Annotated in this window: 13 protein-coding genes; 5 read left to right on the forward strand and 8 right to left on the reverse strand. The window is 68.4% G+C overall.

Annotated features, from left to right (window positions below; translation table 11 throughout):
- The 3 genes from FHD68_RS14735 to hslO all read right to left on the reverse strand — a co-directional run.
- Nucleotides 1-813, reverse strand: an 813-nt coding sequence (locus tag FHD68_RS14735; protein WP_139086113.1) for a CCA tRNA nucleotidyltransferase, incomplete at its 3' end; no start/stop codon positions are given.
- Nucleotides 810-1394 (reverse strand): NUDIX hydrolase, encoded by a 585-nt coding sequence (locus tag FHD68_RS14740; RefSeq protein WP_240542493.1) that lies wholly within the window; start codon nt 1392-1394, stop codon nt 810-812. The genes FHD68_RS14735 and FHD68_RS14740, both read right to left, overlap by 4 nt.
- On the reverse strand, nt 1391-2419 hold the full coding sequence (gene hslO / locus FHD68_RS14745; RefSeq protein ID WP_139086115.1) for an Hsp33 family molecular chaperone HslO: 1029 nt from the start codon (nt 2417-2419) through the stop codon (nt 1391-1393). Before hslO ends, FHD68_RS14740 begins: the two co-directional genes overlap by 4 nt.
- Before the next feature lie 153 nt (nt 2420-2572).
- On the opposite strand from hslO, the gene FHD68_RS14750 reads away from it, so the two are divergent.
- Nucleotides 2573-3016 (forward strand): NUDIX domain-containing protein, encoded by a 444-nt coding sequence (locus FHD68_RS14750; RefSeq protein ID WP_045999969.1) that lies wholly within the window; start codon nt 2573-2575, stop codon nt 3014-3016.
- Here the strand turns inward: FHD68_RS14750 and FHD68_RS14755 are convergent.
- Nucleotides 3013-4299: a PP2C family protein-serine/threonine phosphatase gene (locus tag FHD68_RS14755; RefSeq protein ID WP_127897825.1), complete on the reverse strand. Its 1287-nt coding sequence runs from the start codon at nt 4297-4299 to the stop codon at nt 3013-3015. The two genes, FHD68_RS14750 and FHD68_RS14755, sit on opposite strands and share 4 nt — an antisense overlap.
- Before the next feature lie 122 nt (nt 4300-4421).
- Between FHD68_RS14755 and FHD68_RS14760 the strand changes: the two genes are divergently transcribed.
- Nucleotides 4422-4781 (forward strand): Hpt domain-containing protein, encoded by a 360-nt coding sequence (locus FHD68_RS14760; RefSeq protein WP_127897826.1) that lies wholly within the window; start codon nt 4422-4424, stop codon nt 4779-4781.
- Here the strand turns inward: FHD68_RS14760 and ilvA are convergent, their stop codons facing one another.
- A complete protein-coding gene (gene ilvA / locus FHD68_RS14765) occupies nt 4782-6023 on the reverse strand; it encodes a threonine ammonia-lyase IlvA (RefSeq protein ID WP_045983339.1) in 1242 nt (413 codons plus the stop codon).
- Between the two features lie 38 nt (nt 6024-6061).
- Nucleotides 6062-6790 carry a hypothetical protein gene (locus FHD68_RS14770; RefSeq protein WP_127897827.1) on the reverse strand — a complete coding sequence of 243 codons (729 nt, stop codon included), beginning with the start codon at nt 6788-6790 and terminating at the stop codon, nt 6062-6064.
- 105 nt (nt 6791-6895) lie between these two features.
- On the opposite strand from FHD68_RS14770, the gene FHD68_RS14775 reads away from it, so the two are divergent.
- Complete coding sequence (locus FHD68_RS14775) at nt 6896-8125, forward strand: argininosuccinate synthase (RefSeq protein WP_127897828.1); 1230 nt, start codon at nt 6896-6898, stop codon at nt 8123-8125.
- Nucleotides 8122-8658, forward strand: a complete 537-nt coding sequence (mog, locus tag FHD68_RS14780; protein ID WP_127897829.1) for a molybdopterin adenylyltransferase — start codon at nt 8122-8124, stop codon at nt 8656-8658. Before FHD68_RS14775 ends, mog begins: the two co-directional genes overlap by 4 nt.
- Before the next feature lie 77 nt (nt 8659-8735).
- Here the strand turns inward: mog and FHD68_RS14785 are convergent, their stop codons facing one another.
- Complete coding sequence (locus FHD68_RS14785; RefSeq protein WP_127897830.1) at nt 8736-9455, reverse strand: LrgB family protein; 720 nt, start codon at nt 9453-9455, stop codon at nt 8736-8738.
- Complete coding sequence (locus FHD68_RS14790; RefSeq protein WP_127899285.1) at nt 9448-9828, reverse strand: CidA/LrgA family protein; 381 nt, start codon at nt 9826-9828, stop codon at nt 9448-9450. The genes FHD68_RS14785 and FHD68_RS14790 overlap by 8 nt, the downstream gene beginning before the upstream one ends.
- A gap of 155 nt (nt 9829-9983) precedes the next feature.
- Here FHD68_RS14790 and FHD68_RS14795 point away from each other — a divergent pair.
- Nucleotides 9984-10760 (forward strand): AAA family ATPase (locus tag FHD68_RS14795; protein ID WP_167550414.1); only part of this gene is annotated, 777 nt, incomplete at its 3' end.

A 10760-nucleotide genomic window follows, 5' to 3' on the forward strand; every position in this document is an offset into this window, starting at 1 on the left:
CGACAGGCGCAGGTCGGGCTGGACCGGACCAAGCGCCGCCAGACGGCGCAGCCAGCCGCCGGGCGCGGGTTCGGCGTCCAGCAGCGCCTGCAGGCGCGCGGCATTGGCACCGGGCAGCAACTGATGCAGCACCCCCGTCCGGTCCATCAGCGCGACCGCCGGGCCGGGGTCGGGCGCGTCCAGCAGTTTCTTCAGTTCCGCCCCGATGCGTTCGCGGGCGATGCGCGACAGGCCGTCGCGATGCGCGCCGCAGGCGGCGACGGCGGCCGGGTCGGCATCCTGCCCATAGCGGGCCAGAAAGCGGAAGAAGCGCAGGATGCGCAGGTAATCCTCGGTGATCCGCGCGTGGGCGTCGCCGACAAAGCGCAGGCGACGCGCGGCCAGATCGGGCAGGCCGCCCATCGGATCGATCACCGCCCCGTCGCGGCCCGCGTAAAGCGCGTTGATCGTGAAATCGCGCCGCGCCGCGTCCTGGGCCAGGTCGGTCGAGAACGCGACCACGGCACGGCGACCGTCGGTGTCGACGTCCCGGCGAAAGGTCGTGACCTCGAACCCGCGCCCGCCGGCGATCAGCGTCACGGTGCCGTGGTCGATGCCCGTGGGCACCGCACGGAGGCCCGCAGCCTGCGCCAGCCGGGTCACCCGGTCGGGCAGGGCGTCGGTCGCGATGTCGATGTCGTCGATGGGTTGGTCCAACAGCGCGTTGCGCACCGCGCCGCCCACCAGATAGGCGTGATCGCCCTCTGCCTGCAGCGCGTCCAGCACCCGGATCAGGGCAGCATCCTCCAGCACATGCGCGGGCAACCGGGTCATAGGCGCCGCGCCAGTCCCAGCAGGATGCGCGCGGTCGCGCCCCACAGGTAATAGGGCCCGAACGGCGCCGCGTGATAGCTGCGCCAGCCGCCGCGCCAGCGCCGGCGTTCGACGCGATACCGGGCGGGGTCGGCGACATGCGCAAAGGGCAGGTCGAACGCCTCCTGCACCTCTCCGGCCTCGGGGACGGGGGCGAAGGGGCCGTCGATCACGGCCAGGACCGGGGTCACGGAAAAGCCTGTGACGGTGCGGTGCGGCGGCAGGCAGCCCAGCACGCGCACTTGGAAGGGGTCCAGGCCGATCTCCTCGCGCGCCTCGCGCAGGGCGGCGGCGACGGCATCGGCGTCGCCCGGATCGACCTTGCCGCCGGGCAGGGCGATCTGGCCGGGATGGTGGCGCAGCCCCGACGCGCGCTTGGTCAGGACGAGGCGCCCGTCATCGGCGCGAAACGCCGCCAGCACCCCCGCCGGGCGCAGGGGCGCGTCCGGCGGCGCAGCTTCGGGGTTCAGGTCATAGTCAGAGCTGGGGTCCGCCGCGCGACGCAGGGCGTCGCGCAGGCGGGATTCTGACCACTCCGTCACTCGGCCGCCTTGTCGCTGTCGCTGTCGGGCAGGGGGTTGCCGTCGGCATCCACCGTCGCCTCGAAGCCCAGGCTTTGCGGGTCGAAGACGTAATGCGCGCCGCAGAACTGGCAATCGGCGGTCACGGTCCCCTCCGGGGTGGTCATGTGTGCGATGTCCTTGGCCGAATAGATCGAAAGCGTGCCCCGCACCCGGTCGGCGTCGCAGGAACAGCCGAACTCCACGCGGTGCGCGTCGAAGACCCGCGGCGTCTCCTCGTGGAACAGGCGCAGCAGCAGGTCGGTCGGGCCGACGGTGGGGCCGATCAGCTCCAGCGTCTCGACCGTGTCCAGCAGGATGTTGGCTCGGCTCCAATCCTCGGATTCCGCGCCCTGCAGGATGTCGGCCGCCTCGATCAGCCCGCCCTCGCCGCTGCCACCCTCGGTCGGCTGCGCCGGATTGCCGGGCAAAGTCTGCAGCATCATGCCGCCGGCGCGCCACTGCGCGTCCTGACCGGACAGGCGCGACTGACCCGATGCCAGCTGGAACCGCGTCGGCAGCTGTTCGGATTGCGCGAAATAGGTCTGCGCGCAGGCCGACAGCGACCCGCCCGTCAGCGGCGTGATGCCCTGATAGGGGGTGCTGCCCGGTCCCTGGTCGATCAGGATGGCGAAATAGCCCTCTCCGATCTGCTCGAGGGGGGCGCGGGCATCCAGGCGATCGGGGTCGAAGCTGGCCCAGGCCCGGATGCGGGCGGGCTTGCTCTCGCCCTCGGGGGCGAAGTAGTCGGCGGCCAGCGTGCGGATCGCGCCGTTGCCGCGCACCTGCAGGCTCAGCTTCCAGCGCAGCTTGACGGTCGGGCCGATCAGCGCGGTCAGCAGCGCGATCTCGGCGACCATGGCGCTGACGGCGGGCGGATAGTCGTGACGCGACAGGATATGGTCCAAGACGCCGTCCAGACGCACCACGCGGCCCCGGATGGAGCTGCGGTCAAGTTGAAAGGGCAGTACGGTGTCGTCCCAGGCGATCTGGTTGATCTTACTCATGATTGATCCTTGAGGTGGTGTCGGCGCCGACATTGCGCGCCCGGTTGCGCCCAATATAAGGCATTTTCCGCCGATCCCAAGGGGGCCCGGGCACGCCGCTTTCCGCCACGCCCGGTCCGGGCTATCACGGGCGGGCAATCAGACAGGTGCCCCATGATCCCGCGTTTCGGACAACCGCCGCTGACCGGACCCCGCTATCGCCGCAGGCCCGGCGCCTATGCGATCCTGTGGCGCGACGGGCGCATCCTGCTGACGCATCAGCAGGCGCCCGAACCCGAATTCCAGCTGCCCGGCGGCGGCATCGACCCCGGAGAGCACGCCTTGGCGGCCCTGCACCGCGAGGTGGCCGAGGAGACCGGCTGGACCATCGGCGCACCGCGCTATCTGGGCAGCTATCGGCGGTTCTGCTTCATGCCCGATTACGACATGCACGCCGAAAAGCGCTGTCAGATCTGGGTGGCACGGCCTATCAGCCGCCTGTCGCCGCCGACCGAACCGGGACACAGTGCGCATTGGATGACGCCCGCGCAGGCGATGGACGCGCTGGCTGATCCGGGGTCGCGTGCGGCGCTGTCGGGGTGGCTGGCGGGACGCTAGCCGTCGTCCAGGCGGATGACCTTGCCCGTGCCACGAAACTCGACCAGCACCGCGGACATGTCGTCCTGCCGTTCGCCGCGGCAATATTCCGACACCGACCAGGCCATTGATTCCAGGAAGGAATGGCCGTTCAGGAAGGCGTTGGTGCGCATCACCGCCTCAAGCCCGTCATTGCCCAGCTGGCGGCCGTTGGGGGTCGTGGCCTCGGTGATGCCGTCGGATGCGATCAGCAGACGGTCGCCGGGACCAAGGGTGATGTCGATCTCGTCGAAGAGCGGGCTTTCGAAGATGCCGATCGGCATGCCGCCCGCGCCTAGATGCGTCACCGTGCCGTCGGCCCGTTGCAGCGCGGGGTGGGGGTGCCCCGCCTGGACCATGCGCAGATGCCCGGTCATGTGGTTCAGCTCGGCATAGATCATGGTGAAGTAGGTGTCGGTGTTCATCTCCTCCAGCATCATCGTGTTGAAGAAATGTGCCAGCGCCGCCGGCCCCCCCGCATCCGCCCCGCCAAGCGCGCCGCGCAGCGCGATGTTCTGGTCGGACGACCCCGACAGGTGCACCGACAGCTGCGCCGTCAGCAGTGCCGCGGTCACGCCATGCCCTGATACGTCCAGCGCATAGAGGCCAAGCCTGTCGTCGCCGATGGGAAAGAACCCCACCAGGTCGCCGCCGATATGGCCCGCTGGGCGCAACAGCAGGCTGATCTCGATCTGGCCGAACCGCCCGGAGCGTTCGCGCACCAGCCCCTGCTGCAGCTTGCGCGCCTCGCGCAGGTCGCGTTCCATCGCGGCCTGGGTCTCGGACAGCTGCGACAGGGCCTGGCGCAGCTGGGTGTTGCTGGCGCGCAGCTCCTCCTCGATGCGCAGGATGCGCTCGCCGGCGGCAAGGCGCGCCAACAGTTCCTGGGGCGCCACGGGCTTGGTCAGGAAATCGTCGGCGCCGGCCTGCAAGCCCTCGGTGATGGCATGGGCGTCGGCATTCGACGTCAGCAGCACGAAATAGCCATAGTTCGGGCGCGACAACTGGCGGAACGCGGCGCAGAACTGCAGGCCGGTCATCTCGGGCATCACCCAGTCCGACAGCACGAGGTCCGGGGCCAGCCTTTCGCACAGCTGCAGCGCCTCGGCCCCGTTGGCGGCCTCGACCACGTCATAGCCGCCGCGTTTCAGCAGCCGCGCCAGCAGCCGGCGTTGCGCGGCGCTGTCATCGACCAGCAGCACCAGCCGCTTCTGCTTGGGCGGTGCCGTGTCGGAGAGGGGAGAGGGGCGATTCGCGGCTGTCATGGGACCATGCATAGCGTGCCGGTCGTAAATTTCGGGTAAACCGCCCCGTTTCCCGCGGTTAAACTTTTCGCAAGGCGACCGCGCTAGACAGGGGCATGTCAGCGATTCGAAGGGTTTGGGGAATGATCGATTGGAACCGCGTGATCGAGCTGCGCGACGAGCTTGGCCCCGAGGAGCTTTTGCCCATCATCGACATGATCCTGGTCGAGATCGAGGCGCATCTGTTCGCGTTGGACAGCCGCACCCTGCACCTGGCCGAGGACCTGCACCTGCTGCGCGGCCTGGCGCTGAACATCGGCTTCACCGAGTTCTGCGCCCAGTGCCTGCGCGCCGAACAGCAGCTGGCCCGCGGCGACCAGACGGCCCTGGCCCCCGCGGCGCTGCGCGCCAGCTTCGGCCATACAAAGCAGCTGTTCCTGCGCGATCTGCCGCATGTGATGGACAGCGACCTGAGCGGCCAGGCCGCCGCCCGCGCGTCGTGATCAGACCAGCAGTTCCGACAGGATGCCGTCGTTCGTGATGTCGCGATAGGCAAAGCCTGACCGGTCCAGCCGCGCCATCAGCGTGATCAGGTTGGCCGGGTCCGACGTCTCGATCCCGATCAGCACCGAACCGAAGTTGCGGGCGGATTTCTTGAGGTATTCGAACCGCGCGATGTCGTCGTTCGGTCCCAGCAGGTCCAGGAAATCGCGCAGCGCGCCGGGGCGCTGCGGCATGCGCAGCACGAAATACTTCTTCACGCCCTGGAACCGCTGGGCCCGCTCCTTGACCTCGGGCAGACGCTCGAAGTCGAAATTGCCGCCCGAACAGACCGCGACGACGGTCTTGCCGGACAGGTCGCCCAGATCGCCCAGCACGTCCAACGCCAGCGCGCCCGCGGGTTCCAGCACCACGCCTTCGGTGTTCAGCATCTCCAGCATGGTGCGGCAGATGCGGTCCTCGGGGGCCAGATAGACGTCGGCGGGGGTAAAGCGCTGCAGCGCCTCGAAGGGCAAGGCTCCGATGCGCGCGACCGCGGCACCGTCGACGAAGCTGTCCACCGCCGGCAGGGCGACGGGCGCCCCCTCCTGCAGTGCGGCCTTGAGGCTGGCGCCGCCCAGGGGTTCGGCAAAGGCAAAGCGGGTGTCCGGCGCCTGGGTCGCCAGCAGCTTGGTGACGCCCGCTGACAGGCCGCCCCCGCCCACGGGCAGCACGACTAGGTCGGGCGCGCGGCCAAGCTGCGCCAGCATCTCCATGCCGACGGTGGCCTGCCCCTCGATCACGTCGGGGGCGTCGAAGGGCGACAGGAACTGCGCGCCCTGTTCGGCGCAGAAGGCCTGGGCCGCGGCCAGGGTCTGGTCGAAATAGTCGCCCTTCAGTACGATCTCGATCGCGTCTCCGCCGAACATGCGGGTCTTGTCGATCTTCTGTCCCGGCGTGGTGATGGGCATGAAGATCGTGCCGCGCGCGCCGAAATGGCGGCAGGCATAGGCCACGCCCTGGGCATGGTTCCCCGCACTGGCGCAGACGAAATGCCCGGGCGCGCCGGGCGTGACCTGCTTGCGCATCGCGTTGAACGCCCCGCGCAGCTTGTAGCTGCGCACTGGGGTCAGGTCCTCGCGCTTGAGCCAGATGTCGGCGCCGTATTTCGCCGACAGATGGTCGTTGCGTTGCAGGGGCGTAGGCTCGAACAGGTCGCGAAGCGCGGCCTCGGCCAGACGGACGGCGGCGACAAAGTTTTCCATGCCCCGCCCATGCCGCGAAACGGGCCTGTTGGCAAGGGTCAGCGCAGCGCGCGACCCTCGACGAAATGCCCCCAGAGCGTGGTGATGATCGACAGCGACAGCAGGGTGCCCAGCCAGGCAGCCAGAAGCGTGGCCACCAACCCCACCAGACCGGGGATCTGCGACGCAAGGTTCAGAATGGTCTGCAGGATCTGGCTGAACACGGCCAGAAGGAGCAGGGTGCCCAGACAGGATTCCGTCCCCTTCCAGCCGGTCGTCAGCGGCTTTGCCGCGCCGATGGCCGCCCCGGCCAGCCCTGTTCCAAGGCGCAGGCCGATGATGGCCACCGCGATCCCAATGATCAGGCTGGCCAGCATGGTGACGTAGATGCTGCCGTTCAACGCCGAGGTCAGCGCCACGATGAGGATCATGGGCATGAAGACGATCAGCATGATAACGAGGCTCATCCTGACCGCCGCCCAGAAATAGCGCGCCTCGGAACCTCCGATGCTGCGAAAGACCTGCGGGCGTTCCCCCAGGAGGACGTGACGATGCCAGGATGCAGCCAGGCTGACGAAGGCCAGCACGAAGGTCGCGACGATCGCCACTGCCACCACTGCGACAATGATCCCGGGCGGATCGCCGACCGCTAGGGCCTGGCGCGCGGCCATCCCGATGCCGATGCCGAGGGCGGCCAGCAACAGCGGCAGAACCGACAGCGTCAGCGCCGCGCCCAGATTGCCGGTCAGCTGCAGAATGGAATGGCGGAGAAGGCGAAAGGCCAGCATCAAAACACTCGTTTGAAATCGCCCAGACCCTAATCGCCCCCGAACCCTTGTGACAACGCGCAAATCGCCGTATTCCCGCTGAAACTTCGACGAAGGGTTAACCGCATGTCCGACGCGCCGAAAAAAGTCGTCCTCGCCTATTCGGGGGGGCTTGATACCTCGATCATCCTGAAATGGCTGCAGACCGAATACGGCTGCGAGGTGGTGACCTTCACCGCCGATCTGGGCCAGGGCGAGGAGCTGGAGCCCGCGCGCGAAAAGGCGCTGATGCTGGGCATTGCGGCCGAGAACATTCACATCGTCGACGTGCGCGAGGAGTTCGTGCGCGATTTCGTCTTCCCGATGTTCCGGGCCAATGCGCTGTACGAGGGGTTGTACCTGCTGGGCACGTCGATCGCGCGGCCGCTGATCTCTCAGCATCTGGTGCGGATCGCGCAGGAATCGGGCGCGGATGCGGTGGCGCATGGCGCGACCGGCAAGGGCAACGACCAGGTCCGGTTCGAGCTGTCGGCCTATGCGCTGGACCCGTCGATCAAGGTGATCGCGCCATGGCGGGAATGGGACCTGACCAGCCGCACCAAGCTGATCGAGTTCGCCGAGAAGAACCAGATCCCCATCGCCAAGGACAAGCGCGGCGAGGCGCCCTTCAGCGTGGACGCGAACCTGCTGCACACCTCGAGTGAGGGCAAGGCGCTGGAGAACCCTGCAGAGGCCGCGCCTGACTATGTCTATCAGCGCACCGTGAACCCCGAAGACGCCCCCGATCAGCCCGAATTCATCGAGGTGACCTTCGAGAAGGGCGACGCGGTCGCGATCAATGGCGTGGCCATGTCGCCCGCCACGATTCTGACCAAGCTGAACGAACTGGGCGGCCGGCACGGCATCGGCCGTCTGGATTTCGTCGAGAACCGCTTTGTCGGCATGAAGTCGCGCGGCATCTATGAGACGCCGGGCGGCACGGTCCTGCTGGAAGCCCATCGCGGGATCGAGCAGATCACCCTAGACAGCGGCGCAGGCCACCTGAAGGATTCGATCATGCCGCGCTATGCGGAACTGATCTATAACGGCTTCTGGTTCAGCCCCGAGCGCGAGATGCTGCAGGCCCTGATCGACAAGAGCCAGGAGCATGTGACCGGCACGGTGCGGCTGAAGCTCTACAAGGGTCTGGCGACCTGCGTGGGCCGCTGGTCTGATCATTCGCTGTACAGCGAGGCGCATGTGACCTTCGAGGACGACGCCGGCGCCTATGACCAGAAGGACGCGGCGGGCTTCATCCGCCTGAACGCCCTGCGCCTGAAGCTGATCGCGAACCGTAACGCCCGCGTGGCGAAATGACCGCCGGGGCCGCCCGCATCGCCATCGTCACCGTCAGCGACCGCGCGTCGCGAGGCGAGTACGAGGACAAGGGCGGCCCCGGCGCCGAGGCCTGGCTGCGGGGTGTCGTCACCTCGCCCATGGCCATCGACCGCCACATCATTCCCGACGGCCGCGACAGCGTCGCCAGCACCCTGCGCGATCTGGCCGATGGGGGCGCGGACCTGATCTTGGTCACTGGCGGCACCGGCCCCGCACCGCGCGACCTGACGCCCGAGGCCGTGGCCGACGTGATGGACAAGGAACTGCCCGGCTTCGGAGAGGAGATGCGCCGCGCCTCCCTGCGCGAGGTACCGACCGCCATCCTGTCGCGCCAGACCGCGGCGATCCGCGGGCGCAGCCTGATCATCACCATCCCCGGGAAGCCCTCAGCCATCGCCACCTGCCTGGATGCGGTCTTTGCCGCTGTTCCCTATTGCCTGGATCTGATGGGTGCGGCGCGCATCGAGACCGATCCTGCACGGATCCAGGCCTTTCGTCCCAAATCGGCCTGACCACCCATAGGGGCCGGCAAAGGGGGTATTTGGACAAAGGAGACAGATTTCTTCTTTGTCCAAATACCCGAAAGCGCCTAGCTGCCGAACAGACGCAGGGCCAGCGGGGCGATGATCGCCGTCAGCACCGCGTTTAGGCCCATGCCGATCCCCGAAAACGCGCCCGCCGTGGCGTTCACCTGGAACGCCCGGGCCGTGCCGATGCCATGCGCGGCGACGCCCACGGCAAATCCGCGCGCGCGCCAGTCGCGGATCTTCATCGCGTTCAGCAGAGGCGTGACCACGATCGCGCCGAAGATGCCCGTCAGCAGAACCAGCGCCGCGGTCAGCGTGGGCTGACCGCCCAGCTGTTCGGCGATGCCGATGGCCACGGGTGCGGTGGTGGATTTCGGTGCAAGCGAGGCCAGGACCGATCCCTCGATCCTGAAGGCGCGGGCGATCAGCAGGGCCGAGACGACTGCGACGCCGGATCCGGCCAGCAACCCTGCCAGCATCGGCCACGCCGCGCGCCGCACGCGGGGCAGGTTGTCATAAAGCGGCAGTGCCAGCGCCACGGTGGCCGGCCCTAGCATGAAATGCACGAACTGCGCGCCGTCGAAATAGGTGGCGTAGCCTGTCCCCGTCATCCCCAGCAGCACCGCCAGCAGGATCACCGCGATCAGCACGGGGTTGGCCCAGCTGGCACGGCCCAGCCTGCGCGACACCGCATCGCCCGCCAGGTACGCGACGAGCGTGGCGGTCAGCCACAGCAGCGGCCCCTGCGCCAGATAGGACCAGATCAGGACCGGATCACTCATGCCCCTGATCCCTCAGGGCGGCGCGTTCCTCGGATCCGGTCAGGCGGGCCACCGCGGTGAAGGCCCAGGCCCCTGCGGCGATGGCCAGCACCGTCGATCCCGTCAGGGCGGCCGCCAGCCCCAGCCCCTGTTCGCGCAGCAGATCCCAGTGGGCCACGATGCCGACCCCCGCAGGCACGAAAAACAGCGACAGATGCGACAAGAGTCCCGTCGCCGTGGGGCGGATCGCCTGCGCCAGGTCGGGGCGGAGCATGAAGGCCGCGACCATCGCGATCAGTCCGACCACCGGGCCGGGCAGGGGCAGGCCCAGGCCGCGCGAGGTGATCTCTCCGACCAGCTGGAACGTCAGGATGATGGCAAGGCTGCGGATCATGCCGCCAGAGTAGCGTGCAGCCCCCGGTCGCGCCAGTGGCAACGCCGCGCATCTTGTGGAAAACTGTCCCGGCGGGGCGACATCTTGCGGTCCGGTTGACTTGTCCCCCCTGCGGATGGACAATCCGCCAGCCTTATCGAATCTGGACCCAACCCTTGCGCTTTGACCGCCTGCGACTGAACGGCTTCAAGAGCTTCGTGGACCCGACCGATCTGGTCATCCGCGAGGGGCTGACGGGCGTGGTTGGCCCGAACGGCTGCGGCAAGTCCAACCTGCTGGAGGCCCTGCGTTGGGTGATGGGCGAAAACCGCCCCACCGCGATGCGCGGCGAGGGGATGGAGGACGTGATCTTTGCAGGCACCACGCGCCGCAATGCCCGTGCCCATGCCGAGGTTTCGCTGAGCGTCGACAACCGCGACCGTCTGGCGCCCGCGGGCTTCAACGAGGACGATCAGTTCGACATCACCCGTCGCATCACCCGCGACGCGGGCAGCGCCTACAAGATCGCCGGCAAGGACGTGCGGGCGCGCGACGTGCAGATGCTGTTTGCGGATGCCTCGACCGGGGCGCACAGCCCGGCGCTGGTTCGGCAGGGCCAGATCAGCGAGCTGATCAGCGCCAAGCCCAAGTCGCGTCGCCGCATCCTGGAGGAGGCGGCGGGGATCTCGGGGCTTTACGCGCGCCGCCACGAGGCGGAGCTGAAGCTGAACGGGGCCGAAGGCAACCTGACGCGCGTCGACGACACGCTGGACCAGCTGTCGTCCCAGGCCGCGACCCTGGCCCGGCAGGCGCGTGCGGCGGCGAAGTACCGCGAGATCGGCGCCGCGCTGCGGCTGGCCGAGGGGCTGCTGCTGTATCGCCGCTGGTCGGATGCCGAGGCCGCACGCCTTGCCGCGGCGCAGGCCCTGACCGAGGCGGTGCGGGCCGCCGGT

Origin of the sequence: Paracoccus marcusii (assembly GCF_006151785.1) — a bacterium.
Lineage (GTDB): Bacteria > Pseudomonadota > Alphaproteobacteria > Rhodobacterales > Rhodobacteraceae > Paracoccus > Paracoccus marcusii.

Excerpts from the sequence above, each read along its gene's own strand:
- hslO (WP_139086115.1), bottom strand. The coding sequence starts at position 2,419 with ATGAGTAAGATCAACCAGATCGCCTGGGACGACACCGTACTGCCCTTT.
- ilvA (WP_045983339.1), bottom strand. The coding sequence starts at position 6,023 with ATGGAAAACTTTGTCGCCGCCGTCCGTCTGGCCGAGGCCGCGCTTCGC.
- FHD68_RS14775 (WP_127897828.1), top strand. The coding sequence starts at position 6,896 with ATGTCCGACGCGCCGAAAAAAGTCGTCCTCGCCTATTCGGGGGGGCTT.
- FHD68_RS14790 (WP_127899285.1), bottom strand. The coding sequence starts at position 9,828 with ATGATCCGCAGCCTTGCCATCATCCTGACGTTCCAGCTGGTCGGAGAG.
- mog (WP_127897829.1), top strand. The coding sequence starts at position 8,122 with ATGACCGCCGGGGCCGCCCGCATCGCCATCGTCACCGTCAGCGACCGC.
- FHD68_RS14760 (WP_127897826.1), top strand. The coding sequence starts at position 4,422 with ATGATCGATTGGAACCGCGTGATCGAGCTGCGCGACGAGCTTGGCCCC.
- FHD68_RS14785 (WP_127897830.1), bottom strand. The coding sequence starts at position 9,455 with ATGAGTGATCCGGTCCTGATCTGGTCCTATCTGGCGCAGGGGCCGCTG.
- FHD68_RS14770 (WP_127897827.1), bottom strand. The coding sequence starts at position 6,790 with ATGCTGGCCTTTCGCCTTCTCCGCCATTCCATTCTGCAGCTGACCGGC.
- FHD68_RS14755 (WP_127897825.1), bottom strand. The coding sequence starts at position 4,299 with ATGACAGCCGCGAATCGCCCCTCTCCCCTCTCCGACACGGCACCGCCC.
- FHD68_RS14750 (WP_045999969.1), top strand. The coding sequence starts at position 2,573 with ATGATCCCGCGTTTCGGACAACCGCCGCTGACCGGACCCCGCTATCGC.